The sequence below is a fragment of the Rhizobium sp. 21-4511-3d genome, assembly GCF_053522545.1.
This window is the reverse complement of record NZ_JBNWCF010000016.1, coordinates 95,376-111,894: the sequence shown is the minus strand read 5'-3', so window position 1 is coordinate 111,894 and position 16,519 is coordinate 95,376. Positions and strand designations below refer to the sequence as shown.

Annotated in this window: 12 protein-coding genes and 1 pseudogene; 10 read left to right on the top strand and 3 right to left on the bottom strand. The window is 63.2% G+C overall.

Going from position 1 to position 16,519, the window contains the following annotated elements:
* Positions 1-34 precede the first annotated feature (34 nt).
* Genes ACQZ5H_RS27650 through ACQZ5H_RS27640 form a run of 3 tightly spaced genes read left to right on the top strand, consistent with a single transcriptional unit; the run spans position 35 to position 2,862 of the window.
* Complete coding sequence (locus tag ACQZ5H_RS27650) at positions 35-1,138, top strand: ABC transporter ATP-binding protein (RefSeq protein ID WP_449099573.1); 1,104 nt, start codon at positions 35-37, stop codon at positions 1,136-1,138.
* Entirely contained in the window at positions 1,135-2,016 is an 882-nt protein-coding gene (locus tag ACQZ5H_RS27645) for an ABC transporter permease (RefSeq protein WP_449099572.1), read from the top strand. The genes ACQZ5H_RS27650 and ACQZ5H_RS27645 overlap by 4 nt, the downstream gene beginning before the upstream one ends.
* 3 nt (positions 2,017-2,019) lie before the next feature.
* Positions 2,020-2,862, top strand: coding sequence for an ABC transporter permease (locus ACQZ5H_RS27640; RefSeq protein WP_449099571.1), 843 nt, complete (start codon positions 2,020-2,022; stop codon positions 2,860-2,862).
* Here ACQZ5H_RS27640 and ACQZ5H_RS27635 read toward each other — a convergent pair.
* Positions 2,859-4,220, bottom strand: coding sequence for an APC family permease (locus ACQZ5H_RS27635; protein WP_449099570.1), 1,362 nt, complete (start codon positions 4,218-4,220; stop codon positions 2,859-2,861). The genes ACQZ5H_RS27640 and ACQZ5H_RS27635 overlap by 4 nt on opposite strands.
* Before the next feature lie 101 nt (positions 4,221-4,321).
* Positions 4,322-5,035: a GntR family transcriptional regulator gene (locus ACQZ5H_RS27630; protein WP_112715063.1), complete on the bottom strand. Its 714-nt coding sequence runs from the start codon at positions 5,033-5,035 to the stop codon at positions 4,322-4,324.
* A gap of 268 nt (positions 5,036-5,303) precedes the next feature.
* Between ACQZ5H_RS27630 and ACQZ5H_RS27625 the strand changes: the two genes are divergently transcribed.
* The 7 genes from ACQZ5H_RS27625 (at position 5,304) to ACQZ5H_RS27595 (ending at position 13,591) form a co-directional block, all read left to right on the top strand.
* Positions 5,304-6,386 carry an ABC transporter ATP-binding protein gene (locus tag ACQZ5H_RS27625; RefSeq protein WP_449099599.1) on the top strand — a complete coding sequence of 361 codons (1,083 nt, stop codon included), beginning with the start codon at positions 5,304-5,306 and terminating at the stop codon, positions 6,384-6,386.
* 29 nt (positions 6,387-6,415) lie between these two features.
* A complete protein-coding gene (locus tag ACQZ5H_RS27620; RefSeq protein WP_449099569.1) occupies positions 6,416-7,714 on the top strand; it encodes an ABC transporter substrate-binding protein in 1,299 nt (432 codons plus the stop codon).
* Between the two features lie 121 nt (positions 7,715-7,835).
* Entirely contained in the window at positions 7,836-8,750 is a 915-nt protein-coding gene (locus ACQZ5H_RS27615; RefSeq protein ID WP_449099568.1) for an ABC transporter permease, read from the top strand.
* A gap of 33 nt (positions 8,751-8,783) precedes the next feature.
* Positions 8,784-9,572, top strand: a complete 789-nt coding sequence (locus ACQZ5H_RS27610) for an ABC transporter permease (protein ID WP_449099567.1) — start codon at positions 8,784-8,786, stop codon at positions 9,570-9,572.
* A gap of 1 nt (position 9,573) precedes the next feature.
* Positions 9,574-10,308: an aspartate/glutamate racemase family protein gene (locus ACQZ5H_RS27605; protein WP_449099566.1), complete on the top strand. Its 735-nt coding sequence runs from the start codon at positions 9,574-9,576 to the stop codon at positions 10,306-10,308.
* 137 nt (positions 10,309-10,445) lie between these two features.
* Entirely contained in the window at positions 10,446-12,842 is a 2,397-nt protein-coding gene (locus ACQZ5H_RS27600) for a glucan 1,4-alpha-glucosidase (RefSeq protein ID WP_449099565.1), read from the top strand.
* Positions 12,843-12,892: 50 nt separating this feature from the next.
* Positions 12,893-13,591, top strand: a complete 699-nt coding sequence (locus ACQZ5H_RS27595; RefSeq protein ID WP_130280802.1) for an ROK family protein — start codon at positions 12,893-12,895, stop codon at positions 13,589-13,591.
* Between the two features lie 18 nt (positions 13,592-13,609).
* Here ACQZ5H_RS27595 and ACQZ5H_RS27590 read toward each other — a convergent pair.
* Positions 13,610-16,436, bottom strand: a pseudogene (locus tag ACQZ5H_RS27590) (M16 family metallopeptidase).
* Positions 16,437-16,519: the final 83 nt, after the last annotated feature.

The following is a 16,519-nucleotide window of genomic DNA, read 5'->3' as shown; positions in this document are numbered from 1 at the left end:
CGGTTGAGCCGGCGCCCCTCATTGCTTTTGACATATGGAGCTTGGATTGAACGCGCCAGTCCAGAACGCTGCGCCGTCTTCGCGCAACAATGCCCGCCTCGAACTCGACGGCATCCGCCGCTCGTTCGGCGCCTATAACGCGCTCGACGGTATCGATCTCGCTATCGAGCCCGGTGAGTTCATCGCGCTGCTCGGCCCGTCCGGCTGCGGCAAGTCGACGGCGCTGAACTGTATTGCCGGACTGCTCGGCCTTTCCGGCGGCGAAATCCGTCTCGGCGGCAACCGCATCGATCAGCTGGAGCCTGAAAAGCGCGGCTTCGGCATGGTGTTTCAGAGCTACGCTCTCTTCCCGCATATGAGTGTGCGCAAGAATGTCGGCTTCGGCCTTGCCATGCAAGGCATCAAGGGACCGGAGGCCGACAAGCGGATCAACGATGCGCTGGCGCTGGTGCGGCTGGAAAGCCAAGCGGAAAAACTGCCCGGTCAGCTCTCCGGCGGCCAGCAGCAGCGCGTGGCGATTGCGCGTGCCGTCGTCATCCGCCCGCCGATCGTCCTCATGGACGAGCCGCTGTCGAACCTCGATGCCAAGCTGCGTCTCGAGATGCGCGCCGAAATCCGCGGCATTCACGACCAGATCGGCTCGACCACGATTTACGTCACCCACGACCAGGACGAGGCGCTGTCGCTTGCCGATCGCATCGTCGTCATGAGCCAGGGCCATATCGAGCAGATCGGCACGCCGCAGGATCTTTACCAGCGGCCGGTCAATCTGAATGTCGCAGACTTCATGGGCTTCCGAACCCGCATTCCCGGCCGCGTCACCTCGGTTTCGGGAGATGAGGCCGAGGTCGAGGTTGGCCCGGCGCGGCTGACCGGCACCATGCGCATGCCGCTTCAGGTGGGCGACGCCGCCGTTCTTTCGGTTCGCCCGGAAGATCTCGTCGCGGTCGGCAGCAATGGCATTCCGGCGACCGTCAGCAGCATGGAATATCGCGGCCGCGCCTTTTTCGGCCTCGCCAAATCGGCTGACGGTTCCGATCTTTACTTCCGCTCCGACGAGGTTCTGCCGCGCGGCGCCTCCACCTTCCTGCAGCCGGCTGCCGGACGGGCGTTGGTCTTCAAGGACGCAGCCGCATGAGCGGGCCGTCGCTCCGCACCCGGCTTGCCGCCCGCGGCCTCGACGGCACGACCTTGCTGGTCCTGCCGGGCCTGATCTTCATGATCGCGCTGTTCGTCTATCCCTTCCTCTATGGCGTCGTGGATTCGCTGACGCCGAAGGATGGCGGGGCGTGGTATGCGAATTACGTCAAGTTCTTCAGCGATCCCTTCCAGTACAACACGATCGGTGCGACCATGTGGCTGGCGCTGCCTGTCACCATCGCCAACCTGGCGCTCGCGGTGCCAATCGCCTTCCGGGTGCGCCTCATGCGGCGCCAGCGGCTGCTGACGACCATCCTTGTGCTGCCGATCACGCTCGGTACCGTCTTCGTCGCTGATGGTCTCCTGACGTTCCTCGGTCCGCGCGGCTGGTTCAATCACACGCTGCTGGCGCTCGGCATCTTCAGCGATCCCGTCAAGCTCACCAACAACTACTGGGGCGTCTTCGCCTCGCTGCTGATCACCGGCTTTCCCTTCGCCTTCCTGCTGACGCTCTCTTATATCACCGGCATCGATCCGGCGATCGAGCAGGCAGCGGCGACGCTCGGCGCCAGCCCGCGCCAGCGCTTCTTCCGGGTCTTCCTGCCGCTTCTGGTGCCGGGGCTGGCAGTGACCTTCTGCCTCGCCTTCGTACAGGCCTTCGCGGTCTTTCCATCCGCGGTGCTGCTCGGCGCGCCAGCGGGGCCGACGCGCGTCATCTCGATCGCGGCCTATCAGGCGGCCTTCGAGCAATATGATCATTCGCTGGGTTCGGCGATCGCGCTCATCATGGGCGCCGTCGAACTCGTCGTCGTGGTGGCGATCCTCGGCTGCCGTTCCTTCTTCTATCGCGGCCCTGCCGGCGGCACGAAAGGCTGAGCCATGATCCGTGATCAGGGACTGACATCGAAAATCTGGCGCTTTGCCGTCTGGGCCGTTGCCGCGCTCTTCATCCTCAACCTGCTTGCCGTCATCGCCGTCGTCATCATCAATTCCTTCTCGACGCGCTGGCTCGGCACCTGGCTGCCGGCCGGCTGGACCACACGCTGGTATTTCAGCGCCTGGAAGGAGTTCCAGCTGTCGAGCGTCGTACTCGTCACCTTCCAGATCGTTTTCACGGTCACGGTGATCTCCGGCCTGCTCGGCGTAATGACGGCCTATGCGCTGGCGCGGCGGGATTTTGCCGGCAAGAAGCTGATCGTGCTGCTCTTTCTGCTGCCACTGCTGATCCCGCCGCTGACCTACGGCATTCCGCTCGCCACCGTGCTATACCAGCTCGGCCTCGGCGGCACCTTCTGGGGCGTGGTGCTGATCAATCTCGTGCCGTCGTTCCCCTTCGTCGTGCTGGTGATGATCCCGTTCATCGAGCAGATCGATCCGCGCATCGAGGCCGCGGCCCGCGTCTTCGGGGCGGGAACGACGAGCCTCTTCATCCGCATCCTTCTGCCGTTGCTTCTGCCCGGCATGCTGGCGGCGCTGCTGCTCGTGCTGGTGCGCACCATCGCCATGTTCGAGCTGACCTTCCTGATCGCCGGGCCGACGACGCAGACGCTTGTCGTCTCGCTCTATTACGCGGTCTTCGCCTCGGGTGTGCGCGCCGCGCAGTCGATCGACGCCATGGCGGTGATCTACATGATCACGACGCTCTTCTGGCTCATCATCGCGCTGCAGTTCGTCAACCCGACGCAGATCGTTGCCCGCGCCAAGCAGCAGTCTTCGCACTAGGCACTCTGGTTCGCGCTTCGCATGAAGCCGATCGTCGCGAACCACAGGACCACGCCGATGCCGATCAGGACCGCGGCAATGGCATACTGAACGGGGTCGCGTCCGGTCCATGGGCCGACCAGGAACAGGCAGGTCGCGGCACCGAGGATCGGCACGATAGTCGGCGTGCGGAAATGCGGGTGATCGACCTTGTCCTTCCGCAGCACGAGGACGGCGATGTTGACGACGGCGAAAACGCCGAGCAGCAGCAACGCCGTCGTGCCGCCGAGTGCCGGCACGCCGCCGGCAAACAGGATCAGCCCGACAGCCAGCAGCGATGTGAAGCCGATCGCGATGTAGGGCGTCTTGCGGCCCGCATGCACCTTGCCGAGCACTTCGGGTAGCACCTGCTCGCGGCTCATGCCGTAGATCAGCCGGCTCGCCATCATCATGTTGATCAGCGCCGAATTGGCGACCGCAAACATGGTGATGATGCCGAAGACGCCGATCGGGAAATTCGGCGCTCCCGCCTGGACGACCTTCAGAAGCGGCGTCTCACCTTCGCCGAGTTCGGCGGCCGGCACCAGCGTGATTGCCGAGATGGCGACGAGCACATAGATGACGCCGGTGATGAAGAGGCCACCCAATAGCACCTTAGGAAAGATCCGGCTTGGCTGCTTGCACTCCTCGGCCATGTTGACCGAATCCTCGAAGCCGACCATCGCAAAGAAGGCGAGCGTCGTTGCCGCGATGACGGACCAGAACACGCCGTGCTCGCTGCTCGGCTGGAAGGTCCAGGCGCGCGACACATCGCCTTCGCCGCCCGCGATCGCCCAGAAGCCGATGCCGATGATGATCAGCAGACCGGTGAGTTCGACCATGGTCAGGACCACGTTCAGCTTCACGCTTTCGCCGACGCCGCGGAAATTGATGGCTGCGATCAGCGCGATGAAGGCAACTGCGATGAAGGTCACGCCGTAGTCGCCGAAATCGAAACCGAAGGCTTCCGAGAAGTTGGCGGCGAAGGCGCGCGATGCCGTCGAGGCCGAGGTGATGCCCGAGGACATGACGGCAAAGGCGATCAGGAAAGTCAGGAAGTGGATGCCGAAGGCCTTGTGCGTATAGAGCGCCGCACCGGCCGCACGCGGATATTTGGTGACCAGCTCGAGATAGCTGAGCGCCGTCAGCAACGCGACGACGAAGGCGATCAGGAAGGGCAGCCAGACGACGCCGCCGACTTCGGCCGCGACCTGTCCGGTCAGCGCGTAGATGCCGGTGCCGAGGATGTCGCCGACGATGAAGAGGAGCAGCAATCCCGGCCCCATCACCCGCTTCAGCTCCGGCTGCTCCGGCAAGGTTTCCAGTGGCACACCGCTCATCAACGCCTCCTTGAATGTCAGCCGCTCAGGCTCCTTTTTTTGGAACTAGAGCGGGAATTCTGGAAGAAAAGCAGAGATTTGCCAGTCAGGCGTGCCGCGTCTCAGATCGAGAAGGCTTCCTTGAGGCCGAAGCCCTTGCGCTCGCGAAGGTCGAGATCGGCCTCGATATGGGAGATGTGGTGCACCATCAGATGGCAGGCGCGGTCGAGATCGTTGGTCTCGATGGCGGTGACGATATCGCCGTGTTCAGAATGGCCGCAGCTCGAAACGGCGGACTGGCCGTAGAGGGCAATGACCAGCGAGGAGCGGGCGACGAGCTCCTCCATGAAGCGCTGCATGATGGCATTGCCCGAGATCGATGCCAGCGTCAGGTGAAAGTCGCCAGATGCCTTGATCTCGGCGCGCCGGGCCGTCTGGCCGCGTTCGCCAATCAGCCGGCCCTCTTCCTGCAGCAACTGCCTCAGGTGCTGGATCTGCGAGGGCGTGATGCGGGCAGCCGCTTCGCGCAGGATGCCGGGTTCGACGAGCCGCCTCGCGGCAAAGATCTGGCGTGCTTCATCAGGGGAGGGGTAGGCGACGAAGGCGCCGCGGTTCTTCTCGACATTGACCAGCCCTTCATAGGAGAGCGCCTGGAGGGCGGCGCGTGCCAGTGTGCGGCTGACGCTGAAGAGATTGCCGACATCGGCTTCCGAAAGCTTCGTGCCCGGCGCAAGCCGCCGCTCGACGATCGCCTCGCGGATGGCGTCGCGGATCTGCTGCGTGCTGCTATCGGCTGAATCGTCCGCCTGCGAAAGCGCGGTGGCTGATGGGGTCATGGAAAAGGCACCTGATTGCAACCGTGATAATAGCCAGCTTCCGGTCAAAAGTTAAACGAATTTTGCGCGCAAAGTGACGCTCAAATTGTATACGATACTTTGCGTAAATTGCAGACGAAAGCCTATTTCCTGTGCAGAATTTTCGCCGCCTCTAAATTGGGCTTTTGCCGGTCTGGCGCCGATTCCCATTGAATTCTAGGGCTTTGACGCAGTGCAATAGAAACTGGCACGGCAGATGCATTGTCTTACTCGAACAGGGGAAGACATGATGTCGAAAGCGGCAGAGATCGATATTGCATCCGTTTCCAAGGTCTATGGCTCCACGACAGCGGTGCATGCCATCAGCCTCAAGATCCCGGCAGGGTCATACTGCTGCTTCCTTGGCCCGTCGGGCTGCGGCAAGACCTCGACACTGCGGATGATCGCAGGCCACGAGACCATTTCATCGGGCGACGTGCGTCTCGGCAACACTGTCGTAACCGACTTTCCGCCGGCCAAGCGCGGCACGGCGATGATGTTCCAGTCCTATGCGCTCTTCCCGCATCTCGACCTCGTCGACAATGTCGCCTTCTCGCTGAAGATGAAGGGCGTCGAGAAGGAAGAGCGCCGCGCCAAGGCGCTCGAGATGCTGAAGCTGATGCAGATGGACGTCTATGCATCCCGTCGCCCGGCACAGCTTTCCGGTGGCCAGCAGCAGCGCGTGGCGCTGGCGCGCGCGCTGATCACCGACCCCGAAGCGCTGCTGCTCGACGAGCCGCTGTCGGCGCTCGATCCGTTCCTGAAGATCCGCATGCGCGCCGAGCTCAAGAAGCTGCAGAAGTCGCTTGGCATCACTTTCGTGCATGTGACGCACAGCCAGGAAGAGGCGATGGCGCTCGCCGACCTGATCGTCATCATGAACGATGGCAAGATCGAGCAGGCGGCTTCGCCGCGCCAGGTGTTCGAGCAGCCGGCAACCGCCTTCGTCGCCCGCTTCATGGGCGATCACAACGTGCTCTCCGGCCGCGTCGTTTCGGTCAAGGACGACATGCTCGTGCTGGAAGCGCCGGAGGGACAGACCTTCTCGGTGCGCGGCAACGGCAAACTGGCCGGCGAGCCGGTCGATATCGGCGTGCGCACCGACCGCGTCCGCCTCGAGGCGGCGAGCGACAAGACGCTCGGCTTCGGCGGCATCGTCTCCAACATCGAATATCGCGGCGCGACGGTGAAGCTCACCGTCATCGGCGCGGGCAGTGACGACTTCACGGTCATCGCGAGCGACGGCGATTACTTCGCCAAACCCGTATCGGTCGGCGATGCGGTGTCTCTGAGTTGGGCCCTGGAGGACGCCGTCCTCCTCGGCCGTGCATGAACCTCACCACCATAAGAAGGGGAACTGACATGACAACTGAAACGAAGACGACAAAGCCGCAGACGGGTATCTCCCGCCGCTCGCTTCTCAAGACCGGCGCTGCCGCAATCGGCGCTGCTGCCGGCTCCGGCCTGATCACTGGCTTCCCGACGATCTGGGCGCAGTCAAACATCACGCTGCGCCAGTTCGGTACCGGCGTTTCGAACATCAATGCGATCGCCGAACAGTGCAAGAAGGATCTCGGCATCACGCTCGAAATGACGGCGACCGATTCCGACGCGGCTGCCCAGCGCGCCGTCACCCAGCCTGACAGCTACGACATCGCCGACATCGAATACTGGATCCTGAAGAAGGTCTATCCGACCGGCGTCATCCAGCCGATGGACGTCAAGAAGCTGAAATATTACGACAAGGTCGTTCCGCTCTTTAAGAACGGCAAGCTGAAGCCGGACAGCGTCATCGCCCAGGGCACCGCGCCGCACACGGTCGGCTATGTCGAGAGCGCCGATGCCAAGACCTTCGCCAAGGGCGAAACCGAACTCTTCACCATGATGCCGACCATCTACAATGCCGATACGCTCGGCATCCGTCCCGATCTCGTCGGCCGCGATATCACCAGCTGGGCCGATATCATGGATCCGAAGTTCAAGGGCAAGACCTCGATCCTCAACATCCCGTCGATCGGCATCATGGATGCCGCGATGATCATGGAATCGCTCGGCAACATCAAATATGCCGACAAGGGCAACATGACCAAGGAAGAGATCGACAAGACGATCGAATTCCTGATCAAGGCCAAGAGCGACGGCCAGTTCCGCGCCTTCTGGAAGAGCTTCGACGAGTCGGTCAACCTGATGGCCTCCGGCGAAGTCATCATCCAGTCCATGTGGTCGCCGGCCGTTGCGGCCGTCCGCTCCAAGGGCATCGCCTGCAAATATCAGCCGCTCAAGGAAGGCTACCGCTCGTGGGGCGGCGGCCTCGGCCTCGCCTCGCACCTCAAGGGCGCAGAGCTCGATGCGGCCTATGAATACATCAACTGGTACACGTCCGGCTGGGTCGGTGGCTATCTCAACCGCCAGGGCTACTACTCGGCCTGCATGGACACCGCCAAGAACTTCATGACGGCCGACGAGTGGGGCTACTGGATCGAAGGCAAGGCGGCGCAGGGCGATATCCTGTCTCCGGAAGGCAAGGTCATGGAAAAGGCCGGTGCAGTCCGCGACGGCGGCTCCTTCGAAGAGCGCATGGGCCATGTCGCCTGCTGGAACTCCGTCATGGACGAGGACCGCTACATGGTCCGCCGCTGGAACGAGTTCATCGCGGCTTGAGGTGATTGTGGCTTTCCCCTCCCTTCGGGGAGGGGAGGTCTTGCCGTGAAGCGCCCCCCTCTGCCCGGTAGGGCAGAGGGGGCGCCACGGAGTGCAATGCTAACTGGAAAAGGGATCAGCAATGGCGACGATCGCTTCAGCAGAGACACACGAGAAGGTCGACCGCGTCCGACGCAGCAGCGCCCGCCTGCCGCTCGCGGCGATCTCCTATCTGCAGGCGCTGCCGCTGATCGTCATTCTCGGCTTCTTCTTCCTGCTGCCGATCGCCATGATCGCCGTCGTCAGTTTCTGGGACTACGATTTCGCCGGTCTCTATCCGGCCTTCCTGACCATGAACTACACTGATACGCTCGGTTCCTGGGTCACCTGGAAGACCTATCTCAACACGCTGAAATTCATGGTCATCGTCTGGACGCTGACGCTGTTCATCGGCTTCTGGGTCGCCTATTTCCTGGCCTTCCATATCCGCAAGACTTCGACGCAGATGATCCTGTTTCTGGTCTGCACCGTGCCGTTCATGACCTCGAACATCATCCGCATGATCTCGTGGATTCCGGTGCTCGGGCGCAATGGCCTGGTCAATCAGGCGCTGGTCTCGGCAGGCATCGTGCCGCAGCCGGTCGAGTGGCTGCTCTATTCGGATTTCGCCGTGGTGCTCGCCATGGTCCATCTCTACACGCTGTTCATGGTGACGCCGATCTTCAACACGCTGATGCGCATCGACCGTTCATTGTTCGAAGCGGCGCGCGATGCCGGCGCCAGCGGCTGGCAGGTGCTGTGGAATGTCGTGCTGCCGCTCGCAAAGCCCGGCATGGCGATCGGTTCGATCTTCGTCGTCACCCTCGTCATGGCCGACTTTTCCACCGTCCAGGTCATGTCCGGCGGCCAGAGCGCCTCTGTGGCGCTGATGATGAAGAACCAGATGTCGCTGCTGCAATATCCGGCGGCGGCCGCCAATGCCGTCGTCCTTCTCGCCGTCGTGCTCCTGATGGTCGCCGCCATCCTGCGCGTCGTCGATATCCGCAAGGAGCTTTGAGATGAACCGCGAACGCGCAGCCTCGAATTCTATGTGCTCGCCCTGTTCTTCATCGTCTTCGTGCTGTTCCTCTATGGCCCGCTCTCGGCGATCCTGATCCTCTCCTTCCAAGGGCCGGATGGCGGCCTGACCTTCCCGCTGAATGGCGTCTCGGTACATTGGTTCTTCAATCTCTTCGAGAAGCAGGCAGTCGGCGATTTCGGCGCCTCATTCACCCGCTCGTTCACGCTGGGCCTGATGGTCATGGTGGTGACGGTCGTGGTCTCGCTGCTCGCCGGTCTCGCCTTCCGCCGGAAGTTCCGGGGATCCACCGCGCTCTTCTATGCAACGGTTGCCAGCCTCGTCGTGCCCTCGATCATCATCTCGCTCGGCATCGGCGTCGTCTTCCAGCAGGGCGGCCTCAAGCCCGCCTGGTACTCTTCGGCTTTCGGCGCCCATCTCACCTGGACGCTGCCCTTCGGCGTGCTGATCATGTTTGCTGTCTTCAACCGCTTTTCGCCGGCTTACGAAGAGGCGGCGCGCGATCTCGGCGCCAGCTCCTGGCAGACCTTCCGCCATGTGGTTCTGCCGATGATCCTGCCAAGCCTGATCGGCGTCGGCCTGTTCGGCTTCACGCTTTCCTACGACGAATTCGCCCGCACACTGATGACGTCAGGCAGCTACAACACGCTGCCGCTCGAAATCTACGGCATGACCACAAACGTCACGACGCCGGTGCTCTATGCGCTTGGCACGGTCACGACGGTCTTCTCCTTCACCATCATCCTCGGCACGCTCGGCATTATGACAATGCTCGGCCGCCGTCAGGCAAAGATCAAATAAGATGCGCATACTGCTGGTTAATCCAAACACGACGGCGTCGATGACCGAAAAGGCTGCGGTTGCCGCCCGCGTGGTCGCCGCATTCGGCACCGAAATCATCGCCGCCACCTCCCGCATGGGGCCGGTGTCCATCGAAGGGCATTATGACGGCGCGCTGGCTATCCCCGGTCTGCTCACCGAACTGAAGGACCGGCAGGCGGAGGGCTATGACGCGGCGATCATCGCCTGCTTCGACGATACCGGCCTCGAGGCAGCACGCAGCTTCTGCGATGTGCCCGTGCTCGGCCTCTGCGAATCCGCCGTGGCGACCGCCGGGTTTCTGGCGCAGCGCTTCACAGTGGTAACGACGCTGGAGCGCTCGCGCGTGCTGATCGACAATCTCGTGCGCCGCTACGGCATGGGCAACCGGGCCAAGGTTCGCGCCTCGGATATCCCGGTTCTCGAGCTGGAGAACGAAGCCTCTGGCGCGATCGGCAAGCTGCGCGCTGAAATCGAGCGCGCACTTGCCGAAGATGGCGCCGAGGCCATCGTCCTCGGCTGCGCCGGCATGACCGATCTCGCCCGGGAACTCCAGGCGCATTACGGTGTGCCCGTCGTCGATGGCGTCGCGGCCGCCGTAAAGCAGGCGGAAGCGCTGGTTTCACTCGGTCTTTCGACGAGCAAGCGCGGCTCCTACGCCTCGCCGCTGGCGAAGCCCTTCACCGGCGCGATGAGCCAGTTCGCTCCAGCCGGATGATGCCGGCCGCGTCACCTTGACGCCTTGGCCGCATCCCCGATCACTCTCTCCTCGACAGCTTCCGCGTCAGGTGCTTTCCTGATGCCTCGCGCGCACTATCTTCACTGCGCCGAAGCCCAAGACGGAGGATCAGGTCAGTGTCGCAGCCATCCACCCCTCCGGGCGCGCCGGGCATCGAGCCGCGCTGGACCTCCAGCGACAAGACCGCCGTCGGGCGCGCTGCCGGGGAGGCGGGCAATCTCTGGTTCACCGCCAGCCACGGCATCCTCAACGAGGTCTACGCGCCGCGCCTCGACCAGGCGAGCATCCGCGATTTCGGCTTCGTGGTGACAGCCAAGGACTATTTCTCGGAAGAGAAGCGCGATGCCGATCATCTGGTCGAAACGCTTGAAGACGGCGTTCCCGCCTTTCGCCTGACCAACACATCCAGAGACGGCCGTTACCGGATCACCAAGGTGATCCTCGCCGATCCCGATCGTGAAGTCCTGCTGCAGGACATCCATTTCGAAGCGCTGGTCGGTGATCTCCAGGATTATCAGCTGCACGCGATCGTCTCGCCGCATCTCGTCAATGGCGGCGCCAACAACACCGGCTGGTACGACGATTTCAAGGGGCATCCGATGCTCTTTGCTTACGGTACCGGCCGCTCGCTGGCGGTTGCCTCGTCGGTGCCGTGGCTTGCGCGCTCCGTCGGTTTCGTCGGATTTTCCGATGCGTGGCAGACTTTGTCGCGAGGCCAAGGTCTGCGCGAGGACTATCAGCGCGCCGAGGACGGCAATGTCGCGCTCGGGGGTACGATCGACCTGTCGGCGACGGGTGGGCGCGCCCTGCTTGCGCTCGGTTTCGGAACGCAGCCCGAGGAGGCTGCCTTCCGCGTGCTGCTCAGCCTGCAGCAGGGGATCGAACCGGCGCTGAAGACATTCAAATCAGGCTGGCGGGAATGGCAGGGCAAGCTTCTGCCGCTCGACGAGCCGCATGATCCGCGTGAGCTCAACCGCTACCGTGTCAGCACCGCTGTCCTCGCCACCCATCGCGACGATGCCTCTGGCGCGATCATAGCCAGCCTGTCGATCCCCTGGGGTTCGGCGAAGGGTGACGATGATCTCGGTGGCTACCATCTGGTCTGGACGCGCGATCTCGTGGAGACGGCAGGCGGACTGCTGGCCGCCGGTGCCAAGAAGGATGCGCTTGCTGTCCTCGATTATCTTGTGGCGACGCAGGAGGCCGATGGCCACTGGGTCCAGAATTCCTGGCTGGACGGGCGTCCCTACTGGAAGGGCATCCAGATGGACGAGACCGCCTTCCCGATCCTGCTTTACGATATGCTGCTGCGGGCAAAGGTGATCGCCGCCGCCGATGCCGGCCGCTACACGGCGATGATCCGGGCTGCCGCCCGCTATATCGTCCGGAACGGTCCCTGCACCCAGCAGGACCGGTGGGAAGAGGACGGCGGCTATTCGCCCTTCACGCTTGCCGTCGAGATCGCCGGGCTGCTTGCGGCCGCCGATGCCATGGATGCGTCCGGCAAAACGGATGTGGCGCGCTACCTGCGCGAAGTCGCCGATAGCTGGAACGAGCAGATCGAAAGCTGGACCTACGCGACCGGCACGGAGCTGTCGAAAAGCCTCGGCATCCACGGCTACTACATGCGGATCGGCAGTTTCACCGGCGAAGGACACAAGCGCTCGCCGGCGCTGGTGCCGATCAAGAACCGCACCAATGCGGAAATGACGCTGGAATCCGGTCTGCTCGTCAGCCCGGATGCACTGGCGCTCGTCCGTTTCGGCCTGCGGGCGGCGGATGATCCACGGATCGTCAATACGGTGAAGGCGATCGACGCGCTGCTGAAGCGCGATCTTCCGGCCGGCCCGTACTGGTATCGCTACAACGAGGATGGCTACGGCGAGAAGGAGGACGGCTCGCCCTTCGATGGCGCAGGAATCGGCCGCCTCTGGCCGCTTCTGACCGGCGAGCGGGCGCATTTCGAGATCGCGGCCGGACGGACCGAAGAGGCCACCAGGCTGCTGGCGACGCTGGAGGCATCTGCAAGCCCCGGCGGCCTGCTGCCGGAGCAGATCTGGGACGAGGCCGACATTGCCGACAAGGAGCTGTTCCTCGGCCGCCCCTCGGGCAGTGCGATGCCGCTCGTCTGGGCGCATGCCGAGCATATCAAGCTGTTGCGCTCGCTGAAGGACGGCGCCGTCTTCGACATGCCGCCTCAGACATTGGCGCGCTACGTCAAGGGCAAGCCCGCGCCGGCGCCGTGGATCTGGCGCACCAACTCGACCTACGACACCATTTCGGTCGGGCGCCTGCTACGCTTCGAGCTGTTCGAGCCCGCTTATGTCCACTGGTCGGCGGATGGCTGGAAGACGGTACATGATGTGACGGCGCGAGACACATCGATAGGTACCTGGATCGCCGACCTCCCGACGGATGGTATCGCCGTTGGATCGGTCATCTCCTTCACGATCTTCTGGACCGGCCGAAACGACTGGGAGGGCAGGGATTTCCAGATCGCTGTCACCACCTAATTCCTCCCTCCCCGGCCTATCAACGCGAAATTTCAAAGCAGGATTTTCCCATGGACGCCCCCGCCGATAGCTCCAACACACAGAAGACGGTCCTCGCCATCGATCTCGGTGGTTCGCATGTGAAAGTGCTCCTCAGCACCGGTGGCGAAAAGCGAGCGATGGTCTCGGGTCCGGACATGTCGCCGGACAAGATGGTCAAGGCCGTCAAGGAAATGGCGAAGGGGCTGGAATTCGACGTGATCGGCATGGGCTATCCCGGCCCGATCGAAAATAACCGGCCGTCGCTCGATCCGCATAACCTGGCGCCCGGCTGGAAGGACTATGATTTCGAAAAGGCCTTCGGCAAGCCGCTGAAGCTCGTCAACGACGCGCTGATGCAGGCGATCGGCAGCTATGAGGGCGGGCGCATGCTGTTTCTCGGTCTCGGCACCGGCCTTGGCGCGGCGATGGTCGTCGACAAGGTCTGCCTGCCGATGGAGCTAGCGCATCTGCCCTACAAGAAGAAGCAGACCTTCGAGGACTATGTCGGCCTGCGTGGGCTGGAGGCACATGGCAAGACGAAATGGCGCAAGTCCGTTGGCGATGTCGCCGCCCGGCTGAAGGCGGCGCTGCAGCCCGACTACATCGTCATCGGCGGCGGCAATGTCGACAAGATCAAGGACCTGCCTGAGGACTGCCGCCGCGGCGACAACGAAAACGCCTTCAAGGGCGGCTTCCGGATCTGGCAGGATCCCGAGCTGAAGCTGTGACCCCGCCGGTGCGGCCGGCTATTGGCCGGCCGCTGGCAGCACCTCGAACTTCCAGAATTTCTCCGGCTTGAGATAGTCGTTGGCGAAGGCGCGGACGTCCTTGGCCGTGATCGTGTCGTAGCCGGTAAGATTGGCGCGCACGCGATCGAGACCACGCGGATCCGTCTGCGCGTTCTGCAGATATTCGATCCAGTATTCGTTGCTCTGCTGGCGGTGTTTCAGGGTTTCGATGATCGGCGCCCGGGCCCGGGCGAGCTCGTCGTCCGAAATGTCATTTGCCTTCAGGTCGGCCGAGACCTGATCGACAAGCTCGAAGAAGCGGGGCAGCTTCGCCGGCGTGGTGTCGACATAGATATAGGCATAGCCGTAACCCGGAATGTCCTTCGACAGATCGACATCCGCCTGCACGCTGTAGCTCGCGCCCTCGGCGATGCGGAACTGGTCGATCAGCCGGTTCTGGATGACCTGCGAGGTCAGATTTGCGGTGAAGGACCGCGGCAGATCGGAGAGCATGTCGCCGACTGGCGCAGCGACGATCGCCGCGGCATTATCCGGCCGTCCCGTATGCGTGCCGATCGCAGGCGCCGCCTGGGCAGCCGGGAAGCTCGCCGTCTCGTCATGCGGAGTGCTGTCGGCGCGGGCGGGCAAGGCACCAAATGTCCGCGCCGTCAGGGCGATTGCTTCGTCGGCCGTGATGTCGCCGACGACGGTCAGGCTGATCGGCCCTGTCGTGACCGCCGGCTTGAAGAGTTTTTCGAATTCGCTCGGCTGCGAGGAGGCCAGCTCGGCTCGTTCCGGGAAGGTCCAGCGTGGATCGCCGCCGTGCACCAATCCGGCAAAGTCGCGGCTGATGACGCCGCCGGGCGTTGCGGCATATTGGTTGAGCCCGTTCAGATAGGCCTGCTTGACGCGGTCGAAGACCTCCGGGCGGTATGCCGGGTCGGACGTATAGGCGGTCATCAGCTGCAACTGGATCAGGAGATCCCTGGTCCGCGTCTGACCGTTGAACCGGAACGCACCGTCCTCCACCGAGAAGTCGATGTTGAACATGTTGGCAGCCAGCACCCGCTGAATATCGGGGTAATCCATGGCTTTCACGCCCGACAGGACGACGGCGGGCGACGCCCAGAGCACGGATGCCTGATCCTTCGGCAGGCTGTTGCGGCCATAGCCGATATCCTCGCCCACCAGAACCTCGTCGGCTCTCAGCTTGGTGGGCTTGACGGCGCACGCCATTGGCAAAGCGCACCATCGTCAGGTCGAGATCGCCGATCTCACGCCGCTCGGCAACCGTGCCTGGCGTGCCGAAATCGGTATAGGGCCAGACGAGATTTGCAGCAGTTTCGGGGGCGGCGACCGTCACCGCACGAGAGGCTTCGTAGGCCTTCTTGATCTCATCCGTCCCGCCCTTCGGCGGCTCCGCCGTCATCAGCACGACCTGCGGGCCGTTGCCGGAAAAGGTGGTGGGCAGGGCGTCGTTGACTTCCTTGGCGCTGATATCCTTCGTCATCTTTTCGAAGAGCGTGAGATCGTCGGCCGGTGAGGTGAAGACCTGGTCGCTGTCGACAGTGTAGGCGAGCGAAGAGGCGAGATCGGTGCTCGTACGCGTCGCCGCACCCGAGGCCGCTGATTGCAGGTAGGCGCGATATTCGGTGACCTCGCGGTCGAGCTCCTGCTGCGATACGCCGAACTGCAGGAGACGGCGCTGCTCCTGTTCGATGCTGCTCAGGGCAACCTGCCACTTTTCCGGATCGCTGTTTGCGGTGATCATCACCGCGTGGGCAGATTCCAGGATGTCCTGCGAGCCGGCATTGGCGCCGGTAAAGGGCGCGTTGGGCTTGCTGGCGATCGTCGAGAAGCGCCGCCGCAGCACGGAAAGACCAAGGTCTTCCACCATCTGCTGGCGCCGTTTGGCATAGGTGTCCGGGGCGGCATCGAAAGGACGCGTCCAGACGATCTGGGCGCTCGTCATGCCGCTCGGGATGGTCAGGAGATCGACGGTTTCCGTCTTCGGCTTCAGGGCGCCGAGATCAGGTGCAGGTGCTGGCGCACCGTGAGCCTGCCAGTCGCCGAACCGCTTGCGGATATCGGCCTCCAGCGCGGCTGGATCGACGTCGCCGACGACCATCAGGGCCGCCCGGTCCGGACGGTAATTGGCATTGTAGTAGTCGCGGACGCGATTGACCGGTGCCGTCTTGATGATACCGACCTTGCCGATCGGCGAGCGCGAAGCGGCGCGCTGTCCCTCAAGCAGGATGTTGGTGATGCCGATCGCCGCGCGATATTGCGGCGTGTCCCGCAGCCGTTCTTCCGACAGGATCACGCCGCGCTCGCGATCGAACGCGCCGGCATCGAGCGTCAGTTCGCTGGCGGTTTCGCGCATCAGCATCAGGCCGGTCGAGAGAGTGTCGCTGTCGACCTCCGGCAGATCGAGCGAGTAGACCGTTTCGTCATAGGCGGTATTGGCGTTGGTATCGGGGCCGAAGGCCAGTCCCTTGCGCTGCAGGATGCGAACCATCTCGCCTTCGGGAACATGGGCCGAGCCCTTGAAAGCCATATGCTCGAGAAAATGCGCCAGCCCCTGCTGGGCGTCGCTTTCGTCGAGCGAACCCGAGCCGATGCGGAAGCGAATCGCCGCCTGCCCGGGCGGGGTGGCGTTGTGCATGATCGCATAGCGCATGCCGTTCGGCAGAACCCCGAAGCGCACATCCGGGTCTGCGGGAATGTCGCTCTGCGTCTGCGGCCACGGGTGGGAGGGCTGTTCCGCAAGGACCGGAGTGCTCGAGACCGCAATGGTGCCGAGGGCGACTGCTGCGATGAGGCGCAAACAGCTGAGGTGACGCATCTGGATCTGGTCCTGCCATTGATGGGAACGGTGTCAGGCGGGAAACCTCGCATAGCCCTTGGCGCGCAGCAATATGCGCCATT

Coding starts and splice junctions, on each gene's coding strand:
- ACQZ5H_RS27650 (WP_449099573.1), top strand. CDS start 35: ATGGAGCTTGGATTGAACGCGCCAGTCCAGAACGCTGCGCCGTCTTCG.
- ACQZ5H_RS27645 (WP_449099572.1), top strand. CDS start 1,135: ATGAGCGGGCCGTCGCTCCGCACCCGGCTTGCCGCCCGCGGCCTCGAC.
- ACQZ5H_RS27640 (WP_449099571.1), top strand. CDS start 2,020: ATGATCCGTGATCAGGGACTGACATCGAAAATCTGGCGCTTTGCCGTC.
- ACQZ5H_RS27635 (WP_449099570.1), bottom strand. CDS start 4,220: ATGAGCGGTGTGCCACTGGAAACCTTGCCGGAGCAGCCGGAGCTGAAG.
- ACQZ5H_RS27630 (WP_112715063.1), bottom strand. CDS start 5,035: ATGACCCCATCAGCCACCGCGCTTTCGCAGGCGGACGATTCAGCCGAT.
- ACQZ5H_RS27625 (WP_449099599.1), top strand. CDS start 5,304: ATGTCGAAAGCGGCAGAGATCGATATTGCATCCGTTTCCAAGGTCTAT.
- ACQZ5H_RS27620 (WP_449099569.1), top strand. CDS start 6,416: ATGACAACTGAAACGAAGACGACAAAGCCGCAGACGGGTATCTCCCGC.
- ACQZ5H_RS27615 (WP_449099568.1), top strand. CDS start 7,836: ATGGCGACGATCGCTTCAGCAGAGACACACGAGAAGGTCGACCGCGTC.
- ACQZ5H_RS27605 (WP_449099566.1), top strand. CDS start 9,574: ATGCGCATACTGCTGGTTAATCCAAACACGACGGCGTCGATGACCGAA.
- ACQZ5H_RS27595 (WP_130280802.1), top strand. CDS start 12,893: ATGGACGCCCCCGCCGATAGCTCCAACACACAGAAGACGGTCCTCGCC.